This is a genomic window from Winogradskya humida, from assembly GCF_016862215.1.
Classification (GTDB): domain Bacteria; phylum Actinomycetota; class Actinomycetes; order Mycobacteriales; family Micromonosporaceae; genus Actinoplanes; species Actinoplanes humidus.
This window is the reverse complement of the sequence record NZ_BOMN01000088.1, coordinates 81442-105445: the sequence shown is the minus strand read 5'-3', so window position 1 is coordinate 105445 and position 24004 is coordinate 81442. Positions and strand designations below refer to the sequence as shown.

Annotated in this window: 22 protein-coding genes and 1 pseudogene; 13 read left to right on the top strand and 10 right to left on the bottom strand. The window is 73.1% G+C overall.

Annotated elements, in window-relative coordinates:
- Window positions 1–75 precede the first annotated feature (75 nt).
- On the top strand, window positions 76–1743 hold the full coding sequence (locus tag Ahu01nite_RS31655; protein ID WP_203840347.1) for an aminotransferase class V-fold PLP-dependent enzyme: 1668 nt from the start codon (window positions 76–78) through the stop codon (window positions 1741–1743).
- Here Ahu01nite_RS31655 and Ahu01nite_RS31650 read toward each other — a convergent pair.
- From Ahu01nite_RS31650 to Ahu01nite_RS31640, 3 genes are read right to left on the bottom strand one after another with little or no spacing between them, the layout of a single operon-like run.
- A complete protein-coding gene (locus Ahu01nite_RS31650; protein WP_203840346.1) occupies window positions 1710–1937 on the bottom strand; it encodes a hypothetical protein in 228 nt (75 codons plus the stop codon). The genes Ahu01nite_RS31655 and Ahu01nite_RS31650 overlap by 34 nt on opposite strands.
- A 30-nt stretch (window positions 1938–1967) precedes the next feature.
- Window positions 1968–2786, bottom strand: coding sequence for an alpha/beta fold hydrolase (locus tag Ahu01nite_RS31645; protein ID WP_203840345.1), 819 nt, complete (start codon window positions 2784–2786; stop codon window positions 1968–1970).
- Between the two features lie 34 nt (window positions 2787–2820).
- The gene (locus Ahu01nite_RS31640; protein ID WP_203840344.1) at window positions 2821–3675 is read right to left on the bottom strand and encodes a helix-turn-helix transcriptional regulator; all 855 of its coding nucleotides are present in this window, start codon (window positions 3673–3675) and stop codon (window positions 2821–2823) included.
- A 67-nt stretch (window positions 3676–3742) separates the two neighbouring features.
- Between Ahu01nite_RS31640 and Ahu01nite_RS31635 the strand changes: the two genes are divergently transcribed.
- Window positions 3743–4504, top strand: coding sequence for an SDR family NAD(P)-dependent oxidoreductase (locus Ahu01nite_RS31635; RefSeq protein WP_203840343.1), 762 nt, complete (start codon window positions 3743–3745; stop codon window positions 4502–4504).
- Here Ahu01nite_RS31635 and Ahu01nite_RS31630 read toward each other — a convergent pair.
- Window positions 4501–5409, bottom strand: a complete 909-nt coding sequence (locus tag Ahu01nite_RS31630; RefSeq protein WP_203840342.1) for an AraC family transcriptional regulator — start codon at window positions 5407–5409, stop codon at window positions 4501–4503. The genes Ahu01nite_RS31635 and Ahu01nite_RS31630 overlap by 4 nt on opposite strands.
- A gap of 248 nt (window positions 5410–5657) precedes the next feature.
- Between Ahu01nite_RS31630 and Ahu01nite_RS31625 the strand changes: the two genes are divergently transcribed.
- Both Ahu01nite_RS31625 and Ahu01nite_RS31620 read left to right on the top strand, forming a co-directional pair.
- On the top strand, window positions 5658–6749 hold the full coding sequence (locus Ahu01nite_RS31625; protein ID WP_203840341.1) for an acyl-CoA dehydrogenase family protein: 1092 nt from the start codon (window positions 5658–5660) through the stop codon (window positions 6747–6749).
- A 27-nt stretch (window positions 6750–6776) separates the two neighbouring features.
- Window positions 6777–7487 (top strand): hypothetical protein, encoded by a 711-nt coding sequence (locus Ahu01nite_RS31620; protein ID WP_203840340.1) that lies wholly within the window; start codon window positions 6777–6779, stop codon window positions 7485–7487.
- Here Ahu01nite_RS31620 and Ahu01nite_RS31615 read toward each other — a convergent pair.
- From Ahu01nite_RS31615 to Ahu01nite_RS31600, 4 genes are all read right to left on the bottom strand, one after another.
- Window positions 7479–8012 (bottom strand): sigma-70 family RNA polymerase sigma factor, encoded by a 534-nt coding sequence (locus Ahu01nite_RS31615; protein WP_203840339.1) that lies wholly within the window; start codon window positions 8010–8012, stop codon window positions 7479–7481. The two genes, Ahu01nite_RS31620 and Ahu01nite_RS31615, sit on opposite strands and share 9 nt — an antisense overlap.
- Before the next feature lie 208 nt (window positions 8013–8220).
- Window positions 8221–10944: an ATP-binding protein gene (locus Ahu01nite_RS31610; RefSeq protein ID WP_203840338.1), complete on the bottom strand. Its 2724-nt coding sequence runs from the start codon at window positions 10942–10944 to the stop codon at window positions 8221–8223.
- A gap of 49 nt (window positions 10945–10993) precedes the next feature.
- Complete coding sequence (locus tag Ahu01nite_RS31605) at window positions 10994–11305, bottom strand: TM2 domain-containing protein (protein ID WP_203840337.1); 312 nt, start codon at window positions 11303–11305, stop codon at window positions 10994–10996.
- A 103-nt stretch (window positions 11306–11408) separates the two neighbouring features.
- Entirely contained in the window at window positions 11409–11726 is a 318-nt protein-coding gene (locus Ahu01nite_RS31600; protein WP_203840336.1) for a hypothetical protein, read from the bottom strand.
- A 104-nt stretch (window positions 11727–11830) separates the two neighbouring features.
- Here Ahu01nite_RS31600 and Ahu01nite_RS31595 point away from each other — a divergent pair, with 104 nt between their 5' ends.
- The 5 genes from Ahu01nite_RS31595 to Ahu01nite_RS31575 all read left to right on the top strand — a co-directional run bounded on the left by Ahu01nite_RS31595 (window position 11831) and on the right by Ahu01nite_RS31575 (window position 20250).
- Window positions 11831–12772 carry a 2-hydroxyacid dehydrogenase gene (locus tag Ahu01nite_RS31595; RefSeq protein ID WP_438874846.1) on the top strand — a complete coding sequence of 314 codons (942 nt, stop codon included), beginning with the start codon at window positions 11831–11833 and terminating at the stop codon, window positions 12770–12772.
- Window positions 12773–12882: 110 nt separating this feature from the next.
- The gene (locus Ahu01nite_RS31590) at window positions 12883–16008 is read left to right on the top strand and encodes an FtsX-like permease family protein (protein ID WP_203840335.1); all 3126 of its coding nucleotides are present in this window, start codon (window positions 12883–12885) and stop codon (window positions 16006–16008) included.
- Complete coding sequence (locus tag Ahu01nite_RS31585; RefSeq protein ID WP_203840334.1) at window positions 16005–18650, top strand: FtsX-like permease family protein; 2646 nt, start codon at window positions 16005–16007, stop codon at window positions 18648–18650. Before Ahu01nite_RS31590 ends, Ahu01nite_RS31585 begins: the two co-directional genes overlap by 4 nt.
- On the top strand, window positions 18651–19580 hold the full coding sequence (locus Ahu01nite_RS31580; protein ID WP_203840333.1) for an ABC transporter ATP-binding protein: 930 nt from the start codon (window positions 18651–18653) through the stop codon (window positions 19578–19580).
- Entirely contained in the window at window positions 19573–20250 is a 678-nt protein-coding gene (locus Ahu01nite_RS31575) for an ABC transporter ATP-binding protein (RefSeq protein WP_203840332.1), read from the top strand. The genes Ahu01nite_RS31580 and Ahu01nite_RS31575 overlap by 8 nt, the downstream gene beginning before the upstream one ends.
- Here the strand turns inward: Ahu01nite_RS31575 and Ahu01nite_RS31570 are convergent.
- Entirely contained in the window at window positions 20247–20909 is a 663-nt protein-coding gene (locus Ahu01nite_RS31570) for an NUDIX domain-containing protein (RefSeq protein WP_203840331.1), read from the bottom strand. The genes Ahu01nite_RS31575 and Ahu01nite_RS31570 overlap by 4 nt on opposite strands.
- Before the next feature lie 213 nt (window positions 20910–21122).
- Here Ahu01nite_RS31570 and Ahu01nite_RS31565 point away from each other — a divergent pair.
- Together Ahu01nite_RS31565 and Ahu01nite_RS31560 are read left to right on the top strand one after the other, a co-directional pair.
- Window positions 21123–21380 (top strand): annotated as a pseudogene (locus Ahu01nite_RS31565) (alpha/beta hydrolase fold domain-containing protein); the annotation flags it as partial.
- A gap of 21 nt (window positions 21381–21401) precedes the next feature.
- Entirely contained in the window at window positions 21402–21650 is a 249-nt protein-coding gene (locus Ahu01nite_RS31560) for a DUF3040 domain-containing protein (RefSeq protein ID WP_203840330.1), read from the top strand.
- Here the strand turns inward: Ahu01nite_RS31560 and Ahu01nite_RS31555 are convergent.
- Window positions 21634–22593 carry an LLM class flavin-dependent oxidoreductase gene (locus Ahu01nite_RS31555; protein ID WP_203840329.1) on the bottom strand — a complete coding sequence of 320 codons (960 nt, stop codon included), beginning with the start codon at window positions 22591–22593 and terminating at the stop codon, window positions 21634–21636. The genes Ahu01nite_RS31560 and Ahu01nite_RS31555 overlap by 17 nt on opposite strands.
- A 56-nt stretch (window positions 22594–22649) precedes the next feature.
- Between Ahu01nite_RS31555 and Ahu01nite_RS31550 the strand changes: the two genes are divergently transcribed.
- Both Ahu01nite_RS31550 and Ahu01nite_RS31545 read left to right on the top strand, forming a co-directional pair.
- The gene (locus tag Ahu01nite_RS31550) at window positions 22650–23390 is read left to right on the top strand and encodes a helix-turn-helix domain-containing protein (RefSeq protein ID WP_203840328.1); all 741 of its coding nucleotides are present in this window, start codon (window positions 22650–22652) and stop codon (window positions 23388–23390) included.
- Between the two features lie 43 nt (window positions 23391–23433).
- Window positions 23434–23955, top strand: a complete 522-nt coding sequence (locus Ahu01nite_RS31545) for a hypothetical protein (RefSeq protein ID WP_203840327.1) — start codon at window positions 23434–23436, stop codon at window positions 23953–23955.
- Window positions 23956–24004 lie beyond the last annotated feature (49 nt).

Genomic DNA, 24004 nt, shown 5'->3' with positions numbered 1-24004 from the left:
GCGGGCACCGGCGCGGCCTTCCCGGGCCGCGCCGGTGGCTTTTCGCCGGGCGCGCGGGTGGCAGTATCGATGGACATGGACACACCCATGCTCGAACGGATCCGCCGGGGCCTGATCGGCGCCGGGGACATCCTGGACGGACCGTACGGGCCGCGCCGGCTCACGTACGCCGACTACACCGCCTCCGGCCAGGCACTGGACTTCGTGGAGGACTTCGTCCGCGAACAGGTCCTCACCCGGTACGCGAACACGCACACCGAGGCCACGGCGACGGGTTCCCAGACCACGGCGTTGCGCGAGGAGGCCAGGGCGATCATCCACCGTGGGGCCGGCGCCGGCCCGGACGACGTGGTGCTGTTCTGCGGCTCGGGCGTCACGGGCGCGGTCAACAAGCTCGTCGGCATCCTCGGCCTGCGCGTGCCCGAGCAACTTCAGGACACGTGTACGCCGCCCGCCGAACCCCCGGTCGTCCTCGTCGGGCCGTACGAGCACCACTCCAACGAACTGCCGTGGCGCGAGACGATCGCCGAGGTGGTGGAGGTGGACGCCGACCGGCACGGCGGGGTGGACCTGGCCGACCTGCGGCTGCGGTTGTCGGGCTGCTCCGGGCGTACTGTCATCGGCAGTTTCTCGGCCGCGTCCAATGTGACCGGCCAGATCACCGACGTGGCCGGGGTCTGTGCCCTGCTGAAGGAATTCGGCGCGCTCTCCTGCTGGGACTACGCGACCGCCGGCGCCTACCTGCCGATCGGGATGGCCGGCAAGGACGCGGTGTTCCTCCCCCCGCACAAGTTCGTCGGCGGCCCGCAGACCCCCGGCGTCCTGGTGATCAAGCGTGCCCTGCTCACCAACCGGGTGCCGGTCAGCCCCGGCGGCGGCACGGTCGCGTTCGTCAACCGCAGCACCCACCGCTACCTCGACGACCCCATCGCCCGCGAGGAGGGCGGCACCCCGGCGGTCGTCGAATCTATCCGCGCCGGCCTCGCCTTCGCCGTCAAGGAAGCCGTCGGCACCGAGATCATCGCCGCCCGCGAACACGCCCTCTGGCAGCGCGCCCTGACCCACTGGACCACCCTGGACAACCTCCACCTGCTCGGCGACATCCACGCCGACCGCCTCGCGATCGCCTCCTTCCAGATCCGAGCCGGCACCCGCCACCTGCACCACAACTTCGTCGCGGCGCTGCTCAACGACCTCTTCGGCATCCAGTCCCGCGGCGGCTGCTCCTGCGCCAGCCCCTACGGCCACCGCCTCCTCGGCATCGGCGACACCCGCTCCCGCGAGTTCCAGGCCGGCATCCTCGCCGGCTGGGAAGGCATCAAACCAGGCTGGACCCGCCTCAACTTCGCCTACTTCCTGTCGGACACGGTCGCTGAATACCTGATCGAGGCAGTCGACCTGGTCGCCCGTCACGGCGCCCGCATGCTCCCCGACTACCGCTTCGACCCCCGCACCGGCAGCTGGACCCACGCCGCCCTCCCAGCACCCCGGGTCCGCCTCGCCGACCTGTCCCTGGGCCCGGACGGCACAATCACCATGCCCGCACCCCGCCACGCCCTCGGCGAAGAGGCCCTGGCCGCCCACCTCGCCGAAGCCCGCACCCTCATGACCGCCCGCCCCGACCCCGCCGACGGCACCGACCTCGCCCTCCCCGAGGAATTCGAACGCCTCCGCTGGTTCCTGCTCCCCGACACCTGCCTGGACGGCACCTACCGCGCGGCCCGCAACGCCGCCGCGACCTGAACAACATCCAGCTCCACCACGACCTCCTCGCCGTCCCACACACCACGCTCACTGATCGCCGGGCCGATCAGGGCGAGCTCGGCGGCATCGTCCCGCACGTCGTACTCCTCGCGACTCTCGTCACCGATCCCACCCAGCTCCTCCCGATCCCACGCGGCGACGGCCAGCTCAGCCAGTCGCCGCGGCAACCGCATGGGACGCGGAGCACATGGGCGTCGCGTGCCTTATCCGGGGTTGGCGACGGCTTCACGCAGGAAACGCTCGAATTGCCCGGGATCCGAGAACATCGGGTAGTGGTCCGCGTCCGGCGCGGTGAAAAGGCTGGCCGTGGGCGCCTGGTCCGCGATCCGTCTCGCCCACAGTTGCGTGCCCTCGAAGTCCCGGCCGCCGGCGAAGACGGCGACGGGGGTGCCGATTTCCGCGAACCGCGTTTTGACCGGCGGATCAAGCTCCACGCCGTGGTACTGCTCCATCGTCAGAATCCGGGCGTTCGCGACATGCCAGCCGATCAACCGGCGCCGATCGTCAGGGTTGGCCGCAGGGCTCCACGCATCGACGTCCACGACCGAGGCGGCGAGAATGTCCCGGCTGCGCACATGTTCTTCCACCTCGGCGAACACCTCGCGCATCCGGCGGCGGGCGGCGGTCTCCTGCGCGGACGGGTCGGGGAACTCGCCGAACGAGCTGGCCACGGCGCAGACCTTGGCCACCCGGTCCGGATGCCGGTGCGCGAAGGCCAGTGCCTGACGCCCGCCGTCGGACACGCCGACCAGCGTGGCCCGGGAGACACCGGCGGCGTCCAGCACCGCCTCGAGGTCGTCGATCTCGCTGTAGGGCCCGCTGCTCCAGGATGACAACCCGGTGTCGCGGTAGTCCCAGGTGGTGACCCGGGCGATGCCGGCGAGCCACGCCACGGTCGTGTCCCACATCCGCACATCGGCCAGACCCGCGTTGAGCAGCACGACATCCGGTCCGTGCCCATGCTGCCGGTAGTAGAGGTAACCACGGGGAACTTCGACGAAACCGTCCACAACTGTCCTCATAGGGCTCCGAGCATGCGGTGTGCCTGCCGCCAGATCAAACAGATAAGCGTCGATCGATAATGGGCCCGGCCGGAGCGGTCAGGTGCTGCAGGACGTTGCCGGTGGGGGTGCCGGGTGGGGCGGTGAAGAGCACGATCTGGTGGTCCCGGTCGGGGATGTCGAGGACGTCGTAGTGGAGGGTGAGTTCGCCTGCCGCCGGGTGGAACAGGGATTTGATCCCGTTGCGGCCGCCGGTGCGGGCGGGTCGCGCCCACAACTGACGGAACGCCGCGCTGCCGTGGTGCAGATCGGCGACGAGGTGCCGGGTGCGGGTGTCGTCCGGGTAGCGGTCGGCGGTGGTGCGCAGGGCACTGACGGCCTGCTGGGCGAAGTCGCTCTCGTCCTGGGCCGACAGGTAGCGGATGGCCGGGTCGGGGTGCAGGAAGTAGCGGTGCAGCAAGTTGCGTTGCCGGGGGAACGTGCCGAAAAAGCCTGCCAGCAGGGTCGCGGCGAGGCGGTTCCAGGCCAGGACGTCCGATCGGGCATCGCGGACCAGGGCCGCGGTCAGGGGCATGCGTTCGATCAGGTCGCGTACGTGCTGGGGGACGTCGGGGGAGGGGCTGCCCGGTAGCCGTTCCAGGTCGCCCGCGAGGGTCATCAGATGGGCGCGTTCGGCGTCGTCGAGGCGGAGGGCTCGGGCGACGGAGCGGAGGACGTGCCGGGACGGGGCCGAGCCGCGGGCCTGTTCCAGGCGGGTGTAGTGGTCGATCGAGACGTGGGCGAGGGCGGCCACCTCTTCGCGGCGCAGGCCGGGGGTGCGGCGGCGGCCGGCTGCGGGGAGGCCGACGTCGGCGGGGTTGAGGGCCTCGCGGCGCTGTCGCAGGAACTGGCCCAGGGCTTGGCGGTTCACTTCTGAACCGTAGCCAGGGACATTCTGTCCCTGCCTGACGGCATGGCCGGTAACGGATCTTGGTGGCATGACCAACCAGTTGCTCTCCGGTAGGAAGATTCTCGTCACGGGTGCCAGCCGCGGTATCGGTGCGGCGGCGGCCCGGCTGTTCGCCCACGAGGGTGCCGCGGTCGCGCTCGCCGCCCGCAGCGCCGGTGCTCTCGACGATGTCGCGGGCGAGATCACCGCGGCCGGTGGGACCGCTTTCGCGATCGTCGCCGATCTGGCCGATCCCCGGTCCGTGGAGGACGCCGTCGCCGGGGCCGCCGATCGTCTCGGGGGTCTCGACGGCGCGTTCAACAACGCGGCCGTGTTCGAGCGTACGACCGACCTCACCGACCGTACGGAGGACGAGTTCGACGATCTCGTACGCGTCAATCTCAAGGGTGTGTGGGTCGCCATGGCCGCGCAGGTGCGGATGATGCGCGCGGCCGGTGGCGGGGCGATCGTCGGCACCAGCAGCATCGCCGGCCTGCGGCAGTATCACCTGACGCCCGTCTACAGCGCGTTCAAACGGGCGCTGAACAGTCTCACCGAGAGTGCGGCCGTCAGCTACGGCCCCGCCGGGATCCGCGTCAACGCCGTCGCCGCCGGGCTGACCCGCACCGACATGGCCGAGGGGTGGGAGGAGCAGCAGCCGGGGATCACCGCCGCGATCACGGGGCAGATCCCGTTGCGGCGGGCCGCCCGGCCGCAGGAGATCGCTGAGGCCGCGGCGTGGCTGCTCAGCGACCGGGCCTCGTTCGTCACCGGCGCGGTGCTCCCCGTCACCGGCGGCGCCGACGTCTAGTTGGCGCGGCGGTAGGCGGCGGGGGTCAGGTTCATGGTGCGTTTGAAGGCGACGTTGAGGGCGCTTTCCGAGCCGTAGCCGACGTCGCGGGCGATCACCGCGACCGGTGCGTCGGTCCGGCGGAGGCGGTTGGCGGCGAGTTCGATGCGCCAGGTGGTCAGGTAGTCGAGGGGGCCGCGGCCGACCGCTGTGCGGAAGCGGGCCGCCAGGGTGGAGCGGGAGACGGCGGCGGCTCCGGCCAGGGTGGCCACCGTCCAGGGGCGTTCCGGGTGGGTGTGGATCTCGCGGAGGGCGGAGGCGACCACCGGGTCGGTGAGGCCGGCCAGCCAGCCGGTCACCGAGGCGGGGTCGCGGTCGAGGTGCAGGCGCAGGATCTCGATCAGCATGATCACGGCCAGGTGCTCGGTGACCAGGCCGGCGGCGAGGCGGTGGGTGCGGCGTTCGGTGTCGATGCGGTCGACGGCCCAGCGGACGGTGGCCGCCTGCGGGGTGGCGGCCGGGACGTGGACGACCGGGGGCAGGTTGTCGAGGAGCAGGGTGCGGGCGCGGGTGCCGAAGGAGAAGCCGCCGCCGATCAGCTCGACGTCGTCCCCGGTGCCTGTCCGGGCCCACCCATCGGCGGCGGCGGCAAACAGCGGGTGGGCCGGTTTCGGGACCGCTGCCGGGTCGCTGAGCAGGCGGAACTTGCGAGGGCGGGTGAGCAGGTAGCAGTCGCCCTCGGCCAGCTCGACCGGTGCGTCGAGGCCCTCGACCTCGAGCAGGCAGTGGCCGCGGCGGACGGCGTTGAACTTGACGCCCGCGCCCGGTGGTTCGAAGTCCACCGCCCAGGTGCCCCCGGCGATCAGCCCGTCGGAGAGGTAACTGCGCGTGTCGAGCAGCGACAACACGTCCTCGAGCGGGTCCACCCGGTCAGTCTTCCACGGCGAGCTGAACCGGACGGGCACCCGGAGCCGTACCAATAGCATGCGGAACAAGAAGGTCTGCCCGCTCGCCGACGTGACGAAATTCTTACGTCTGGACGGGCCCCCTCAGGGCGGTGACCTGCTGCTTCAGCGGGTGCTGAGGCGGATCAGAGCAGAGGCTTCGGGTACGCGGCCCGAGCCCCGTCGCCCCTGAGGTGAACTGGCGGGCCCGCGGTCCGTTGTGTACTTGCATGTTGAACGACATCCGGGCGCTGACCCCCAGGATCCGCGAGCTGGCCCCGGGGATCGCCGCGACCGGCACGATTCCCGCCGCGCTGCATTCCCGGCTGGCCCGGACCGGGGTGTTCCGGCTCGCCGCGCCGCGCTGGGCGGGTGGGGTCGAGGCCGACCCGCTGGTCACCGCCGGGGTCCTCGAGGAGCTGGGCTGGGCGGACGGGTCGGTGGGCTGGTCGGTGATGGTCGGCGCGGTCGCGGGGCTGGCGCTCGGGTTCCTGCCGCAGGGGGTGACCGCGGAGCTGCTCGACGATCCGGGGCTGGCGATGGCGGTGGCCCCGGAGCCGGCCGGGCGGGCGATCGCGGTGCCGGGCGGGTTCCTGGTGAGCGGGCACTGGACGGTCTCCGGGGGCGCCGAGCACGCGACGTGGCTGTCGGCGGGCTGCCTGATCGGCGGTGTCCCGGGCGCAGGCTTCGGCCTCGGTGGCGGCGGCGAGGTGCGGCAGATGCTGCTGCCGGTGGCGGCGGTGACGTTCCACCACGGCGAGCCGCACGCCGGGCTGCGCGGGGCCGGCGCCCGGGAGTTCGACGTGGCGGGGCTCTTCGTGCCGCACACCCACTCGTACGCCCTGACCGACCAGCCCTCGGACCCCGGCTGGCTCTACACGTTCCCCACGAGGTCGCTGTTCGCGTTCGGCGTCGCCGCCGTGGCGCTGGGCATCGCGCGGGCCGCCATCGACGACGTCGCCGAGCGGGTGCGGGACACCGCGCTGGGGCGTGACTTCGCGGGGGTCGCGGTGGCGCGGGCGACGTCGTTGCGGGACGGCGGGTTCGCGTACCTGATGTCGGAGATGGCCGCGGAGGGCAGCGACGCCGTGCGGCGGGCGAGGTTGCGGCTGGCGATCGCGTCGGCGGCGCAGAACGCCGCCCGCGCCGTCGACCTGGTCCACGACGCCGCCGGCAAGGCCGAGCTGGATCTCGGGGACACCCTGGACCGGCGCCTGGCCGACGTCCACGCCGCGGCCCGCCACGAGATGGTCAGCGACGACGTCGTGGCCGCCGCGGGCGCCGTGCTGGCAGGGGACGACCACGCAGCCGGGGCGCTCTAGGAAAAGATGGTCCACTATCCTTCGGCGGTGTTCGCGCGCGGTGTGTCCCTCCTTGTCCTTCCGCTGCTGCTCGGTGGGTGTGTCGTGCCGGTGCTGGCTCCCGTCGCGCTGTCCGCCGCGCCGACGGCCCTCGCGTTCGACTACGAGGGGGAGAGCGCGGAGGAGGACACGATCAACCAGCTGCTGACGATCGACAACAACGGCACCGACACGTTCGCCCCGCTGCTGGAGCTGACCGCGATCGACTTCCTCGGCGCCGAGCTCCCGGACATCGAGGTGTCGACGATCTTCGGCAGCGACCGCGGTGAGCTGGTGACGCCGCCCGGCCCGAACGTCGACGTGCTGCGCTTCACCGGCGAGGACCTGACCCGCGTCGACGACGTCAGGGTCAAGGTGCTGCGCGCGCGGATCGTGGAGCCGGTCGAGGTGGAGTTCGACCCGCAGACGGAGCTGCTGGACGATGACGGCGAGGAGGTCGGCCGCAACGAACGGTTCTCCTGGGTGAGCGTCTACAACGACAACGACGTACCGATCAAGGTCCGGCTCGTCTACATCGTCTGGGACGTTCCGCCGCCGGGGCGCACCCAGCAGGCGATCGCGACGTTCCCGATCCGCGGGCTGGTCACGGTCGGCGCGGGGGATTCCGAGGTCGTCGGGCTCAACGGCAGCGCCGAGGCGGCCAACGCGAAGTACGCCGGAGTGCAGCCGACCAGCGTCAAGGCGTACTTCTCACGCTAGTGCGGTCTTCAGGGCCCGTAATGCGTAGTGCGCGCGGGATTTGACCGTGCCGACGGGGAGGCCGAACTTCTCGGCGATCTCCTCGGTGCTGCTGCCGCGCAGATAGACCTCGGACAGGATGTCGCGGTGGGCCGGGCTGAGCCGGTTGAACGCGTGCTTCATGGAGTGGGTGGCCAGCGCGGACGCGGTGGTGTCGTCGGCGCCGGGGATCCAGGTGAAGTCGACCAGGCCGATCTCGGCGGGCCGGGTGCGGCGCATCCGGACGGCGTCGATGACGAGCCGGCGGGCGACGGTGAACAGCCACCGCCGGGCGCTCTCGTCGTCGCGGGGCAGGACGCCGATGTGCCGCCAGGCGCGCAGCATCGTCTCCTGCAGCAGGTCCTCGGCGGTGTGCCGTTCGCCGCGGGTCAGCACGAGCAGGTAGCGCATGACGTCGCGGGAGTGCCCGGCGTGCAGCGCGGTCATCCGGTCGCCCATTTCCCGGTAGTGCGTGGAGGGCATTTCCCGGTAGTGCGTGGAGGGCATTTCCCGGTCGTGCGTGGACGGTTCCTGGACGCAGGTCACGACGATCCCCCCGTACTCGCGAAAGGCGGCGGCGGCACCGCGCGGCCCGAGCGTAGGGGGGTGCGCTGATATCTGACTTACACGCGACTGTCAAAGCAGTGTAATGACCATGGGCACGACAGTCATCACTGAATGTGATGGAGGGATCGATCCGGAGCTATAAGTTTTATCACGAGCCCATCATGGTCACCCGCTCGCGGAGCCGCCGGGACACGGGTGACTGCTCGTGGGCGAGCAACGCGAGGGCCTCACCCCATGCCTGACCAGCGGCCTCGGCATGCCCCGCGGCGGCCATGGCGTCGCCGGCCGCGGCGAGCGCGTCCGCGGCGGGGGCGTCCGCGTCCGCCTCGTGATAGAACCGCGCTGCCCGCCGCCACGAGCGCACCGCCTCCGGCAGATCCCCGGACTGCGCGTGGGCCCGGCCCAGCACCTGCCAGGCGTCGCCCAGCCCGGTGACGTCCTGGTAGCCCTCGAAGAGCCGCATCGCCTCGCGGGCCAGCCGCTCCGCCTCGGTGCCGCGGCCCAGCTCCGCGGTGCTCGCCGCGATCCCGGCCAGGGCGTCGGCAAGCAGCTTGTCGTCACCGGCCGCGCGGGCCGGGCCCACCAGCCCGGACAGCTCCGCGATCGCCTCCTCGTGGCGGCCCTCCGCACGCCGGATCATCGCGAGGTTGAGCCGGGCGCGGCTGAGCTCCCCGGTCAGGCCCAGGCCGTCCAGCAGGTGCCGGGCGCGGTCCAGGTGGGAGGCGGCGTCGGTGAGGCGGCGCATCGAATAGTGGGCGCCGGCGAGCGTACGGTGCATCCGGGCCTGACCCACCAGATCGCCGCCGGCCACCGCTGCCTGCAGCGCGGTCCGCGCCGTCGCCACCCAGTCCAGCCAGCGGCCGCTGCGCTCGAAGAACTGCTGCATCGCGATCGTGAGCTGCCACGCGTCGGCATGATCTCCGCGCCGCCCGCCCCGCCGGACCAGCTCGGTCAGGGCGTGCTGCTCCGCGGCGAACCAGCGCATGGCGTCGCCCTGACCGGCGAACGTCAGCGGGGTCCCGCCGGGCCCGGGATCGCCGAGCGCCTGATACCCCGGGTAGGCGAGCAGCCGGCGGTGCGCGGCATACGCGGTGGCGCGGTAGAAGCGGGCACAGCCGGCGATCGCTGCGGCCCGGGCCCGGGGCGGGTCGTGCTTCTCGCTCAGCTCTGACGCGTACGCCCGGAGCAGGTCATGGGTCCGGAACCGCCCCGGCCGGTCCTCGGTGATCAGATGGGCCCGTTCGAGTTCGGCGATGAGGGCGCGCCCGGTCCGCAACGGCACCCCGGCGAGCCCGGCGGCGGCCGCGATCGACATGTCCGGCACCGGGTGCAGCGGCATCAGCCGGAACAGCCGCGCCGCCGGCTCGGACAGCGCCCGGTAGGACCAGGAGAAGACCGCGCGCAGATCGGTGTGCGGGTCGGTGCTGTCGAACCCGGCGAGGCTGCCGTGCGCGAGGGCGAGCTCCGCCGCGATCCGCCCCAGCGGCACCCCGGGGTTCCCGGCCGCCCGTGCGCTGAGCACCGCCAGGGCCAGCGGCAACCGCCCGCACCCCTCGATGATCCGGGCCGCCGCCGCGGGCTCGCGCCCGACCCGCTCCGGGCCGAGCCGGCGTTCGAGGGCCTCGCGTGCCTCGCCGGCGCCCGGCAGTCCCAGCGGCAGCGGGTGCGCGCCGGACGTCGTGAGCAGGCCGGTGAGCTGGGTACGGCTGGTCACGACGACCAGGCAGCCGGGGGAGCCGGGCAGCAGGTGGCGCACCTGCTCGGTGTCGCGGCAGTTGTCGAGCACGATCAGCACCCGGCGCCCGGCGAGGGCGCTGCGGTAGAGCCCGGACCGGCCGTGCAGCTCGCGGGGGATCGCGTCCTGCGGCACGCCGAGCGAGCCCAGGAACCCGCGCAGCGCCTCGCCGGGGCTCAGCACGTCGTCGTGGTGGTCGAAGCCGCGCAGGTCGGCGTAGAGCTGCCCGTCCGGGTAGTCGCCGGCGAGCTGGTGGGCGAGATGGACGGCCAGGGTGGTCTTGCCGACGCCGGGCATCCCGTCGATGGCCAGCACGGTCGTGGCGCCCCGGTCCGCGCGCGCGACGATGCGGTGGGCGCGGGCGAGCGGGCCGGTGCGCCCCGTGAAGAACGGCGGATCGGGCGGGAGCTGGGCCGGCCGGCTGGGCGCGGGCGCGGTGGTGACACGCTCGTACGCTTCCCGCAGCTCGGGGCCGGGATCGGTCACCTTCTGGTAGACCGCCACCGCCTCGGCCTGTCTGCCGTCGGCCGCGTACGCGAGCAGCAGTCGTGCCTGGAGAGCCTGGTCGAGCGGGCGCTCCCGGGCCGCGGCTGCCAGCAGGGGCAGGATGCGGCGCAGCTGACCGGCGGCCTCGGCGAGGTCGGCGGCCTCACGGGCGGCGCGGGCCCGCTCGGCCTCGACGGCGGCGAACGCGGGATGCGTCCGGCCGGGGGGTTCCAGCCCGGCGGCGCAGCGGCCGCGCCACAGTGCGAGTGCCTGCGCGTACAGATCGAGGGACTGCTCCTGACGTGCCCGCTCGGTCAGCCGGCGGAATTCCTCGAGGTCGAAAGCGGACCCGGCCACGGTCAGCCGGTATCCGGACAGCTGGCTGCTGATGAAACCACCGCCGGAACGCGCGGGCAGGCCGGGCTCGAGCAGCCGGCGCAGGGTGCCGACGTGCCGATGAACGACGTTCGCGGCACTCGCCGGGGCGGCACCGTCGTAGAGCAGCCCGATCAGGTCGTCCATCGGCACGGGCGACCCGGCGCGGGCCAGCAGCAGGGCCAGGACCAGCCGCTGCTGACGGGCGCCGAGGTCCAGCCCGGCGCCGGCCCGCGTGACCGTCAGCGCACCGAGGAGGGAGAACTGGATCGCCATCGACACCCACGGTAACCCTTCCCGCGCTGGATACGGCCGCGCGCGGCTCTCACTGCGGGGCTTCGAGGATGTTGTAGCGGGACATGATCGCGGCGCGGCGGGTGCGGTTGACCGTGCGCACGCGGCGGGCGATGAAGAAGACGTCGAGCAGGGTCCAGACGCCGAGGCCGCCGAAGGTGAAGAGCATCGCGATGGAGCGTGCGGTGTCGCCGAGGTAGAAGCGGTGGCCGCCGAGGATGCCGACGACGCACCACAACCCGTACGCGATGCGCGGGTCCTTCTTCACCGAGTCGTACTCGGCCTCGGCGCGCTGCACCCGGATCTTCTCCCACTTCGGCAGCGCGGCCGGCCCCAGGCTCATCGGCGCAACGATAGCCCGCCCGTCGCCGCCTCGAACTCGGCCCGGTCCCGCACCCGGATCTCCCCGCCACCGCTGCTGCCGGTGGAGGCGGCGACACTGCTGGTCATGATGACGTGCCCGGGCCGACTTCGCCGTCCTCGCCGCCCTGGAGGAATACGGCCCGCTCAGCCAGGCCGGCCTCGGCCGCCGTCTCGGCCTCGACCGCAACGACATCAACGCCATCCTCGGCCGCCTCGGCCCGGCCCATCCCGACCCCACCGACCGCCGCCGTAACGTCGTCAGCCTCACCGAGGCGGGCCGCCACCACCTTGACGACCTGCAGAAACACGCTGACGAGGTCCAGGATGAGCTGTTGGCCGGCCTCACCGAGCCGGAGCGCCGCCAGCTCCAGGCACTGCTCGCCAAACTCCTCGCCGCCCACAAGCCCCAACCGGCATGAGCCTGCTGTGACCTGGCCAACTCCCGGCCGGGGTGTGATCACTGGCACGCTTATTTCGGCGGGGATCTCTGAATAGTCTTCGCGTCGTGGCGTTGTATCAGCAGGTGAGAAAGATCTGGGTTCCGCACAAGTCCGGGCTGCCCTACTTCGAGGGGCTGCCCGCGGACGTCGTGGTGGAGGTGGCGGACGATCCCGCACTTCTGCCGTCGTCCACCGCAGGCGTCGAGTTCTGGGTGCCGACGTTCCTCAACCAGCTGTCGCTGCGGGGGCTGGTCGGTGAGCTGCCCGATCTGCGGGTGATCCAGCTGCCCAGCGCCGGTTCGGACGCGTGGGCGGGGATCGTGCCGGCCGGGGTGACGCTGGCCGACGCGCGGGGCGCGCACGACTCCGCTACCGCGGAGTGGGTGATCACCGCGATCCTGGCGAGCCTGCGGAACTTCCCGGCGTTCCAGCGGGCCCAGCACGCCCGGCAGTGGGCGCACGACTGGCTGACCCCGACGCGGGAGCTGCGGGGCAGGCGCGTGCTCATCATCGGTGCCGGCAACATCGGCACCGCGGTGGCGCGCCGGCTCGAGGCCTTCGAGGTGGAGCTGACGCTGGTCGCCCGGACGGCGCGGCCGGGGACCGGGGTGCGGGGGACCGCCGAGCTGCCCGGGTTGCTGCCGGAGGCGGACGTCGTGGTGCTGCTGACGCCGTTGAACGACGAGACCCGCGGCCTGGTGGACGCGGGGTTCCTCGCCGCCCTGCCCGACGGGGCCCTGGTGGTGAACGCGGCGCGGGGACCGGTCGTCGACTCGAAGGCGCTCTACGCCGAGCTCAGCTCCGGGCGGATCTCCGCGGCCCTCGACGTCACGGACCCCGAGCCGCTGCCGTCGCAGGATCCGCTGTGGACCCTGCCGAACGTCCTGATCACCCCGCACTCCGGGGCGATCACCGAGGGACTGCAGGACCGGGTCTACCGCCTCGCCGCCGCCCAGGCCCGCCGCCACTTCGCCGGTGAGCCGCTGATCAATCAGGTCGTGAAGTAAGGCAACAGCACGATCACGATCGCCGCTAAGGATCAACGGGTGAGGCGGCAGCGGCGTTCCAGCCTCTATAGTCCCCTTCGCGGTACGGGGGCCGAGGGGGAGAACGCGACATGAGTCTGGTGGTGCGGCGCGCAGGTGCCGCGCGCTCGCTGCTGGCCGCCGCGGGCGGGCTGGCGTTGATCGCGACGCTGCTGCTCACGGGGCTGGTCGCGTACAGCCGCGAGGTTGTCGGGGCCGGTGTCAACGCCACCCTGGACGCCGCGGCGCCGCAGGAGAGCTCGGTGCTGGTCCGCGGCTCCGCCGGGAAGACCACATCGGACCTGGGCACACGCGACCGCGCGGTGCGGGAGCGGCTCGGGGCGGCTCTCGGCGGGCGCCCGGTCACCGTCTACTCCGCCGGGTACGCTGCCGGCCGCGCCCTGTCCGGGAACACCGGCGACGCCGTGCCGGATTCGGGCGGCATCGTCTACGCGTCGGTGATGTTCCTGCAGGGGCTGCCGGAGCACGCCGTGCTGAGCGGCGGCGCGTGGCCCGAGCCGGGTGCGTCGCCGGTGCAGACCGCCGTGGGGGAGGGCGCCGCCCGGATCCTCGGGCTCGCGGCCGGTGACCGGGTCCCGGTGACCGACCGGGTGAGCGGGAAGGTCACCACGCTGGTGGTCAGCGGGGTCTGGCGGCCGCGGGATGCCAGGGATCCCTTCTGGCAGCTGGCCCCCGACGTCTCCGGCGGGGTCGCACCGAGCTCCGCGACGTACGGCCCGCTGGTCGTCGACCGCGCCGACTTCGACCACGGCTTCGCCCGCAACGCCTCCGCCGCGTGGCTCGCCGACGTCCAGCTCGCCGGGGGTGGAGTCGCCGGGGCACGGCAGGCCGCGACGGCCATCGACGCCGAGCGCGCCGAGCTGCCCGCCGCGACCGGCCTGGGCAGCTCCGCCAGCGTGCAGAGCAGCCTCGGCGATCTCGCGGGCCGGCTGACCCGCGCGGACCTCGTCGGCCGGTCCGCCCTGGTCACCCCGATCCTGCTGATCAGCGTGCTCAGCGGGCTCGCGCTGGTGCTGGTCGCGGTCCTGCTCACGGAGTCCCGCCGCAGCGAGTCGGCGCTGCTGCGGGCCCGGGGCGCCACGTCGTGGCAGCTCGCCGGGCTGACCGCGGGCGAGGCCGTCGCCGTGGTGCTGCCCGCGGTGCTGGTCTCGCCGCCGCTGGCCGCCGCGGCCGTGCACCTCGCGGGCACCCGGGGCTGGTTCGGGCTGTCCGAGCCGGCGGGCTGGCAGGCGTACCCGGGGCTGTGGCTGGTGGCCCTTGTCGCCGGGGCGGGCTGCGCGCTCGCGATCACCGTGCCCGTGCTGCGCGGCGGCACCTACACCGAGGACATGGTCGCCCAGTCGCGGCCCACCCGGCGTGGCGTGATCCAGCGTGCCGGGGCCGACCTGCTGCTCCTGATCGTCGCCGTGCTCGGCTGGCTGCAGCTGCGGCAGTATTCGTCGCCGCTGTCGTCCGGGGTGGGCGGCTCACTCGGCATCGACCCGCTGCTGGCGGCCGCCCCGACCCTCGGCATCCTCGCCGGGGCGGTGCTCGCCCTGCGCCTGCTCGCCCCCGCGGCCCGGCTCGCCGAGCGGCTCCTCGGGCGCGGCGAGCGGTTCGCGCCGCTGTTCGGCATGTGGCAGGCCGGTCGCCGCCCGCACGCCGGGCCGGTGCTGCTGCTCGCCCTCGCCGTCGCCGCGGGCACGGTCGGCTGGTGCCTCGCGGGGACCGCCGGGCGCTCCGTCACCGATCAGGCTGACCACGGCGTCGGCGCGGACCTGCGGCTCGAGGAGATCTCCGGGACGGCGCCCCCGAGCCGCGCCGGGAAACTCGCGGCACTGCCCGGCGTCGCCGCGGTGCTGCCGGCCTGGCGCGAGACCGTGCAGAGCAGTGCCGACGACGGTGCGGTCGAGCTGATCGCGCTGGATGCGGCCGCGGCGCGGGGCACTCTGCGCGTACGAAGCGATCTCTACGACGGCGGAGCCGGTGCCCTCAGCGCGACCCTGACCGCGGCCCGCAGCACCCCGCCCCTGGTGGACCTGCCCGCCGGTAAGCGGCTGAACGGCACGCTCTCGATCACGGGCGGGCTCGGTGTCCCGTCGCTGTCCGCGGTCGTGCTCGACGCCTCCGGTGCCCAGTCCACCGTCGCGCTGACCAGCGGGAAGTTCAGCGCGGCACTCCCCGCGGCGAGCGGATTGCGGCTGGCCGGGTTCATCGCCGACACCGACGCGTTCTACGGCCTGTCCCTCGAGTTCGAGCTCTCCGGCCTCGCGGTCGACGCCACACCGGTCGCCCCCGACGACGGCTGGACGGCTGTCGGCCGGATCCCGTCCGTGGGCAGGTCGGAGGTCACCGCCACCTCATTCAGGCTGGGCGTCAGCGCCGCCGATTCGGGGCGCACCAAGTTCGCGATCGTCCGCCCGCTCCTGGCCCGGCCGGAGCCGGTGCCGGTGGTGGCGACCCCCGACGCGCAGCGCCGGCTGCGGCTCAGCGGCGACGGGCCCGCGACCCTGCGGATCGCCGGCGCGGACGTGCCGGTGCGGCTGGCCGGGAGCATCGTCGCGGTGCCCGGTTCCGAGCAGGGTGCCGCGATGCTCGTCGACCTGCCGTCGCTGCAGGCGTACCTGCTGCACAAGGCCGGGCTGGTGCATCAGACGCAGGAGTGGTGGCTGGGGGTGGCCGCGGGATCGCACGACGAGACCGCCGCCGGCGCGGCCGGGCTCGGAGGCCTGCGGGTCCTGGACCGGCGGGCCATCGCCTCGGCCTCGGCCACCGACGCGTACGGCGTGGGCGGGCGCACCGCACTGTTCGCCGCCGCCCTCGGGGCCCTGCTCCTCGCCGCCGCCGGGATCCTCGTCGACGTGCGCACGACCACCCGGCGGCGGATCAACGAACTCGCCGTCCTGCACACCCTCGGCGCCGGGCCGCGCACGCTGGCCCGCTCGCTGATGACCGAGCAGGCGTTCCTCGCCGGGATCGGGGTGCTGGCCGGGCTCGTCGTCGGGATCGGTGTGGCCGCCGCGATGGCGCCGCTGCTCATCCTGACCCCGCAGGGCGCCCGGCCGGTGCCGCCGCCGTTCCTGGTCGTCGACTGGTGGCGGGCCGGGGGCACGGCGGCGCTGCTGCTCCTGCTCGCGCTCGGGCTCAGCGCCCTGGCCGGTTCGACCCTGCGCCGCCGGCTCGCCGCCACCCGCATGCACCTGGGAGCCGACCGATGAGGGCGACGGTGCGCCGGGTCCGGGCGTATTCAGGGCATCTCGGGCTGCTCGCCGTTCTCGCCCTGGCCGGGGCGCTGCTGGTCAGCGGCGTGCCGCGGCTGGAGAACCATTACACCGACCGGGGCCTGCGCGCCGACGTGGCCCGGTTGCCGTGGAGCACCCGCGACCTCGTGTTCACCGCGTCGCCCGGGCTCGTCGCGCAGACCCCGCCACAGACCGCCCGCGGGCAGCTCACGGGCTACGAGAAGCGCCTGCCCGCGCCGATACCGGGCCTGGTCCAGGACCGCTGGTTCGCCGCCGAGTCCACGCTGCGCGGCGTGGGGATCTCCGGCCCGGCGCCGTTCACCGGCCCCTGCCGCCCCACGCTGCGGGCGGTCGACCAGTCCGGTGCGGCGGCCGCCGTACGCGTGGTCGAGGGCCGGGCCCCCGCCTCCCGCACCACCGCCGAGACCATGGTCTCCCGCGACGGTGCCCGGCTCGGCAACCTGCGGGTCGGCTCGGCGCTGACCGTGCGCACCGAGGCCGGCAGCCCCACCCCGGTGCGCGTTGTCGGCATCTACGAGCCGCTCGACGCGGCGGCCCCGCGCTGGGAGCCGCTCGCGACCGAACGGCTCCTCTGCCCGAATCCCGACGACGGGTTCACGTTCGGTATCGCGCTGCTCACCGACGATCCCGGGGTCACCCTGCTCGGGGAGGGGGCCGGGCCGCTCGCGTACACCTGGCGTTACCGCCTCGACCCGGACCGCCTCGACGCGTCGGTCGTCGCGCCGCTCACCACGGCCGTGGTCAACGCCCGGCGTACCCCGGTCGATCAGGACCTGAAGCTCACCACGACCCTGGACACCGAGCTCAGCGAGTTCACCGCCCGGCAGCGGTCCGCCCGGGCGACCGTGGCGGTTGTCGAGTCCGGCCTCGTCGCCACCGTCCTCGGCCTGATCGTGCTCGCCGCGCTGCTGATGACCGACCGGCGCCGCGAGGAGTACGCACTGCTCAGCGCCCGTGGCGGGACAGCACGCCGTGCCGCCCTGCGGACCCTCGCCGAGACCGCCCTCGTCACGGCCCCCGCGGTCGTGCTCGGCTGGCTCGCCGCCACCCTGCTCCCCGGCCGCACCCCCGCCACGGACGCGCCGCTGCTCGCCGTGGTCCTCGTCATCGCCGCCGGCGTGGCGCCGCTGCTCGCCGCCCGCTCGCGCCCCCGCACCGGCCGGGCGTCGCCGCGTCCCGGTCCGCGCCGGCTCGCCGCGGAGGTGTTCCTGGTGCTGCTGGCCGGGTTCGGGGTGGTGCTCCTGCGGCGGCGCGGCCTGCAGGAGGAGGTCGACCCGTTCCTGGTCGTCGTGCCGGTGCTGCTCGGTGCGGCGGCGGCGCTGGTCGTCGTACGCCTGCTGCCCTGGCCCCTGCGCCAGGCCGGCCGGCTGGCGGCACGCGGCCGTGGCCTGGTCGGCTTCCTCGGCCTGGCCCGCGCGGGTCGCAGCGCGCCGCTGTCCGCCGGGCCGGTCGCCGTGCTCATCGTCGCCGCCGCGACCGGTGTCTTCACCGCCGCCGTCCGCACGACCATCGACGACGCCCGGGACCGTGCCGCCGCGCAGATCGTCCCCGCCGACGCGACGGTGACCGGCTTCGGCTTCGCCCCCGACAGCGACAAGCTGCTCACCGCGGTGCCCGGCGTCAAGGCGGCCGTGCCCATGCTGGTCGGCTCCGGCGTCCCGCTGATCCCCGCGCAGGGTATGCAGACCCAGGCCCAGCTGCTCGTCGTGGACGGCAGCCACAGCACCCGCTTCCCGCCGGCGCTGTCCGCGAAGGCGGGCACCGGCCCGATCCCCGTCGTGGTCTCGCCGGCCGTCGCCGCGAAGGTCGGCACCGGCGGCCGGATGATCATTCAGGGCCGGCGGTACGACTTCCGCGTCGACGAGGTCGCCGGCTCGATGCCCGGCCTCGACATCGGGGCCCGGGAGTTCATCGCGGTGCCCTGGGCAGCCCTGCCCGTCCCGGACTTCGACCCGCTCGTGCCGACCCGCTACCTGATCACCGGCGACGGCTTCAACCCGGAAGCCGTCCGCGTGGCCGCCAACACCGGCCAGCGCGAGTACTACCTCGGCCTGCTGAAGCGCACGATCAACGCCGGCGCCACCGAGGTGACCGACGAGCAACTGCCCCGGCTCGCCACCGTGCGGACCTGGCAGCAGGAACGCCGCTCGCTCGACGAGAGCGGCGTCAACGCCCTGCTCAGCTTCGTGTTCACCGCCGGAGCGGCCGGTTCGGTGCTGCTCGCGCTGCTCGCGGTCGGGCTCGCGGTGCTGTCCGACGCCCCCGGCCGCGGCCAGGCGCTGTCCCGGCTGCGCACCCTCGGCGTCTCCCGGCGCCAGGGCCGCAACCTGCTCCTGCTCGAACTGGCACCGCTGCTCGCGGTGGCGTTCGTCGCCGGCACCCTCGTCGGCTGGGCCCTGCCCCGGCTGATCGGGGCGTCACTCGGCCTGGACGCCTTCACCGCGGGCATCCCCGCGGTCGTCGGCCTCCACCCCTGGCTGCTCCTGCAGGCGCTCGGCCTGCTGCTGGCCGGCCTGATCACCGCGGTGACGGTGGAAACCATGGCACACCGCCGGATGCGCCTCGGCGAATCTCTGCGACTCGGAGAGGACAACTAGATGTCAGATCTGGCGGAGTTGCAGCGGCGGGCAGCGGAACGGGCAGCGGCCCGAGCCGGCGGCACCGACCGGCTGCGCGGGCACCTCGTCTGCGACGGGCTGGTCCGCATCTTCAAGACCGAGGGCGTCGAGGTGGTCGCCCTGCAGGGCCTCGACCTGGTCGTCGATCGCGGCGAGCTGCTCGCGGTGGTCGGCGCGTCCGGCTCCGGCAAGTCCACGATGCTCAACATCCTCTCCGGCCTCGACGTCCCCACCGCCGGAATCGCCCGGGTTGCCGGGTTCGACCTGCTCACCATGAACGCCAAGCGCCGCCTGCGGTACCGGCGCAAGATCGTCGGTTTCGTCTGGCAGCAGACGGCCCGCAACCTGCTGCCGTACCTCACGGCCAAGGAGAACGTCGAACTCCCGATGACGCTGTCGGGGAAGAAGTCGCGGGACCGGGCGATGAACCTGCTGGAGATGGTCGGTGTCGCGCACTGCGCGGACCGCCGGCCCGATCAGATGAGCGGCGGCGAGCAGCAGCGCACTGCGGTGGCGGTCGCGGTCGCCAACGACCCGGAGGTGCTGTTCGCCGACGAGCCGACCGGTGAGCTCGACGAGGCCACCGCGGCCGACGTCTTCGGAGCGCTGCGCACCATCAACGCCGAGCTGGGCGTCACCATCGTCGTGGTCACCCACGACCATGCCGTCGCGGACCAGGTTCGTCGCACGGTCGCGATCCGGGACGGCAGAACAGCCTCCGAGGTACGCCGCAGCGCGCGCACCGGCGCCGACGGCGCGGAGGAGATCGTCTCCCAGGAGTACGCCGTCCTCGACCGCGCCGGCCGCATGCAGCTCCCCGCCGGCTTCGTCGACTCCCTCGCCCTGCGCGACCGGGTCAAGCTGACCCTCGAATCCGACCACGTCCAGGTGAGGCCCGGCGATGAGTGACCAGCTGATCGAGGTCCAGAACCTCAGCCGCGAGTACGGTACGGGCGACCGCGCCGTCCACGCCGTCCGCGACGTCTCCTTCACCACGGGCCGCGGCGAGCTCGTCGCCGTCCGGGGACGCTCCGGGGCGGGCAAGACGACCCTGCTCAACATGATCGGCGGCCTGGACCGGCCGACGCGGGGCACGGTGCTCGTGGACGGGCATGACGTGTCCGCGGCGGGGGAGGACGAGCTGCTGGGCTTACGGCGTACGACCATCGGCTTCGTCTTCCAGTCCTTCGGCCTGATCCCCATCCTGTCGGCGGCGGAGAACGTCAGCGTGCCCCTGCGCCTGGCGGGCCGTGACACCGCCGACCGTGAGGAACGCGTCTCGCTGCTGCTGGAGCTGGTCGGCCTGGGCGGCCAGGCCAACCAGCGGCCCTACGAACTGTCCGGCGGTCAGCAGCAACGGGTCGCCGTGGCCCGCGCCCTGGCCAACGACCCCCCACTGCTCATCGCCGACGAACCCACCGGCCAGCTCGACTCCGACACCGGCCGCGCCATCATGGACCTGCTCCGCGCCCTGGTCGACGCCCGCGGCATGACCGCCCTGGTCGCCACCCACGACGCCACCCTGATGGACCGCGCCGACCGAGTCCTCACCCTGCGCGACGGCCGCCTGCTCGATTAAGGGCGGAACGGACCGCGCAGCGCCGCCCACTGCAGCAGCATGATGGTCTTGGCATCGTTGATGCGGCCGTCGTACGTCATGTCCAGGGCCTCGGCGAAGGGCAATTCGACCACCGTGATGTCCTCGCCCTCGTCGGCGAGCCCGCCGCCCGCGGTAAGGCGGGTGTCCGGGGTGTACGGCGCCGCGTAGAAGTGCAGTCGTTCGGTGACCGAGCCGGGGCTCATGTAGACGTCGAACACGTGCTGGATCTCCCCGACGGTGATGCCCAGTTCCTCCGCGGCCTCGCGGCGGATGGCGTCCTCGGGGCCGTCCTCGTCGAGCAGCCCGGCCGCCGTCTCGAGAAGCAGGCCATCGGGGTGACCGTTCACATAGACCGGGTAACGGAACTGGCGCGCCAGCAGCACCGTGCCGCGTTCTGCGTCGTACGGCAGCAGGGTGGCGCCGTTGCCGCGGTCGTAGGTCTCCCGCTGCTGCCGGGACCAGGTGCCGTCGGGGCTGCGATAGTCGTAGGTGGTGCGGCGCAGCACGTGCCAGGCCGTGGCCAGGAGCTCGACGTCCTGGATGACCACATCGGGATTGCCCTTGAGCTCCCGCCCGGTCCGGTCGAGGCCGGTGCGGCCGCGGGCGTCGGGCACGTCGATGCCGGGTGTTCCACTCATGATCACGAAGGCTAGCCGACGGCTACCGCTCGATCAGGGACGTCGCCTCGTCGATCCAATCGTTCATCGCCAGGCCACCCGCGACGGCCGCACGGACCTCGGGGGAGACGAGCGAGCGGATCACCGCGATCAGCTGGGCCGCTTCGAGACAGGCCGCGGCGTCGCCGGACGGTCGCGCCCGGCCAGGACCTCGACGGCACCTATTTCCGGGACGTCCCGCGCCGGGCCGAACCGCTCGCGTCCCCCGCGCTGGACCCCGACCAGGGCAGCTTCCCACCCTTGCCGATCATGACGGCCGAGCGGGACACGGTGGCGGCGGAGGCCGACGCCTTCGCCGCCCGGCTGGCAGCGGCCGGGGTGGCGGTAACGCACCGCCGTTTCCCCGGCGTCGACCACGGCTTCACCCACAACAAACCGGCAGCCGTTGCGCGCGAGGCACTCGAAACAATCGTGCAACACGCCGTAGGCTGAAGGCTATCGCGGAGGTGGACGTTGGCTGCAGACCCGGACGACGCCAAACGCTTCGACGACATCGTCAACAACCTCCACCAGGAGGACCCCGGCTTCACCTCGGCCTTCCAGCCCGAACGCCGCCCACCCGGGCGCGTACCGTTGCTGATCGGCATCGCCCTCTGCCTCGTCGCCCTCGCCATGCTCTCCTTCGGCGGCGTCAAGGGCGCGGTCCTCTCCGTCTTCCCCTGGCTGATCGGCATGGGTTTCGTCCTCAAGGGCCGAGGCTGACCACAGCCGCTGCGACTCGCTCCAGTTGGTCGCGCTGGGAGCGTAGATCGAGCGCCCCGAGACGGAAAACGATATGGCGCGCGCCTGCGCCGGCGTAGCGGTCCAGCGCTGCACGGACCTGGTCCGCGGAGCCCGTGACGACGGCCTGGATCTTCTCGAGGTCGGCGAGGGGTACGCCGTAGGTGGCGGTGGCGTACTTCTCCATCGTGCTCCGGCCGCGGTCGGCGTCCTCGTCGATCAGCACTGTCACGAACAGCGCGGGCGTGATCGCCTCGGTGGCGCGGCCGTTGTCCGCCGCGGCCTTGTGTACCTGCGCGAGACCGGAGGCGTAATCGTCAGGGTCCGGCGGGTACGGCAACCACCCGTCGTAGAGGCGTCCAGCACGGGCGAGGGCCGCCGGTGTCGCACCGCCGAGCCAGATCGGCGGCCCGCCGGCACGGAACGGGCGCGTCGCGGGCGGGAGGTCGTCGTGCCGGAAGAACTCGCCGTGGAAACTGCCGGCACCGGCCCACAGTGCGCGCCAGAGCCCGACCGTCTCGTCCAGCCGGGCGAACCGCCGGGCCCAGGGCACCTCGGACAGCTCGTACTGCGGCTTCCCGAAGCGCCCCGGGAAGCCCGCACCCACCGCGACGGTCAGCCGTCCGCCGGAGAGCAGATCGATCGACGCCAGCGACTGCGCGACCTGCAGCGGCCTGCGCAGGAACGGCAACAGCGCGCCCGTACCCAGCGTCGCGGTGGTGGTGACCGGGGCGAGCGCGGCCAGCATTGTCAGCGCTTCTACACGCGGGCTGAGCAGGGAATCGTTGACGAACAGGGAGGAGAAACCCAGGCGCTCGGCGGCCCGGCCGAAAGTGATCAGGTCGCGCGGGTCGCTCCGGGTCGAGCTGGTCGGAAGTAGTACGCCGATGTCCACGCCGATGATGGTCGCCGGGCGCGCGTACACCGGCAATTCCCTCGAAGGTATAGCCGGGATGCCCTGACCGCCGCTACACACTGGCCATGGACTTTCCCCGCGCGCTGCGGGCCAGGCGCGTCGACCGCCGGGTCAGCCAGCTCGAGCTCGCCTCCCGGGCCGGCACCACGCAACGCCACCTGAGCTACATGGAAGCGGGCCGGTCCCATCCCGGTCGCGCCATGGTGGTGCGCCTGGCCGAATCCCTGAACCTGACCCTGCGCGAACGCAACGACCTGCTCCTGACCGCCGGGTACGCCCCCGCCTACCCGGAAACCGCATTGGACGCCGCCGCGCTGGCCCCGGTGCGTACCGCGCTCGGCCACATCCTCGCCGGCCACGAGCCCTACCCCGCCCTGGTCACCGATGGCACGGGCACCCTGATCGCCGCGAACGCCTCGTTCGGCGTGCTCACGTCCGGCGCAGCGGCGGAGCTGACGGGCCCCGGCTGCAACGTCTACCGCCTCGCGCTGCATCCGGCCGGGATCGCGCCCCGCATCCGCAACCTGCCCGAATGGGGACGCCACATCCTGGGCCGCCTCGAGCACCTGCCGGCGCTGCGCGACGAGCTTTCCGCGTACGTTCCCGATCTTGAGCCGTCGGCAGCCCACCTGGGCTTCGCGGTCCCGCTCCACCTCGGCTCGCCCCTCGGCGAGCTGCACCTGATCACCACCGTGACAACCTTCGCGACCGCCACCGACATCACCCTCTCGGAGCTCAAACTCGAAGCATTTCTGCCCGCCGACGCGGCCACCGCCGCAGCCCTGCACGCTTGTCCCAGCCGGTAGCAAATCCCGCGACAAGATCGTGGGCGGCGGCCACACTGTCCTCGTGCCGGAACCGGGTGAGCAGGGGTATCTGCGGCAGGTCGAACTACTCGCTCGTGATGTGGTTGCCGCTGCGCACGACGAGGGGTGGCTGACGTACGCGGAGGACCCGGCGGAGGCCAGTGGCCTGCAGCGGCGGGTGAACGAGCTCGCGCGTACCCTCCGTCATCAGCATTTTGAGGGTGACGGTTGCGCTGAGAGTGACCGGCCCGTGCTGACCCTCGGCGGTGCCGCGTTGCTCGTGCCGGGCGCGAACTATCGTGCCGGCTGTGACCTGCTGGGAGTCGAAGCGCGGGAGGAGGGCTGGGCGCTCTGGTACACCTGGGACAACAAGGACCACGCCCACACGATGGTGACCGCCGCCCTGGAGACCACCCGCGGCCTGCTGGACAACTGGGCACAGGGCCGCGACGTCCATCCTGGTCAGCCCGCACGCAGCCAGATCCGCGCCGTCCGGCGGGGGTGGATCGGGCCGGTCACCCTGTCGCCCGGCTACGCCGCCACCAAAGGACTCGGCGGATGGTGACGATGCAGGGCCGGCTGGAGTGGTGGGGAAGTGCGTCCACCTTGCTCGG

Bases quoted from the DNA above. Each gene is read 5' to 3' on its own strand.
- Ahu01nite_RS31655 (WP_203840347.1), top strand. From the start codon at position 76: ATGGACACACCCATGCTCGAACGGATCCGCCGGGGCCTGATCGGCGCC.
- Ahu01nite_RS31650 (WP_203840346.1), bottom strand. From the start codon at position 1,937: ATGCGGTTGCCGCGGCGACTGGCTGAGCTGGCCGTCGCCGCGTGGGAT.
- Ahu01nite_RS31645 (WP_203840345.1), bottom strand. From the start codon at position 2,786: ATGAGGACAGTTGTGGACGGTTTCGTCGAAGTTCCCCGTGGTTACCTC.
- Ahu01nite_RS31635 (WP_203840343.1), top strand. From the start codon at position 3,743: ATGACCAACCAGTTGCTCTCCGGTAGGAAGATTCTCGTCACGGGTGCC.
- Ahu01nite_RS31625 (WP_203840341.1), top strand. From the start codon at position 5,658: ATGTTGAACGACATCCGGGCGCTGACCCCCAGGATCCGCGAGCTGGCC.
- Ahu01nite_RS31615 (WP_203840339.1), bottom strand. From the start codon at position 8,012: ATGCCCTCCACGCACTACCGGGAAATGCCCTCCACGCACTACCGGGAA.
- Ahu01nite_RS31610 (WP_203840338.1), bottom strand. From the start codon at position 10,944: ATGGCGATCCAGTTCTCCCTCCTCGGTGCGCTGACGGTCACGCGGGCC.
- Ahu01nite_RS31605 (WP_203840337.1), bottom strand. From the start codon at position 11,305: ATGAGCCTGGGGCCGGCCGCGCTGCCGAAGTGGGAGAAGATCCGGGTG.
- Ahu01nite_RS31590 (WP_203840335.1), top strand. From the start codon at position 12,883: ATGAGTCTGGTGGTGCGGCGCGCAGGTGCCGCGCGCTCGCTGCTGGCC.
- Ahu01nite_RS31585 (WP_203840334.1), top strand. From the start codon at position 16,005: ATGAGGGCGACGGTGCGCCGGGTCCGGGCGTATTCAGGGCATCTCGGG.
- Ahu01nite_RS31580 (WP_203840333.1), top strand. From the start codon at position 18,651: ATGTCAGATCTGGCGGAGTTGCAGCGGCGGGCAGCGGAACGGGCAGCG.
- Ahu01nite_RS31575 (WP_203840332.1), top strand. From the start codon at position 19,573: ATGAGTGACCAGCTGATCGAGGTCCAGAACCTCAGCCGCGAGTACGGT.
- Ahu01nite_RS31570 (WP_203840331.1), bottom strand. From the start codon at position 20,909: ATGAGTGGAACACCCGGCATCGACGTGCCCGACGCCCGCGGCCGCACC.
- Ahu01nite_RS31550 (WP_203840328.1), top strand. From the start codon at position 22,650: ATGGACTTTCCCCGCGCGCTGCGGGCCAGGCGCGTCGACCGCCGGGTC.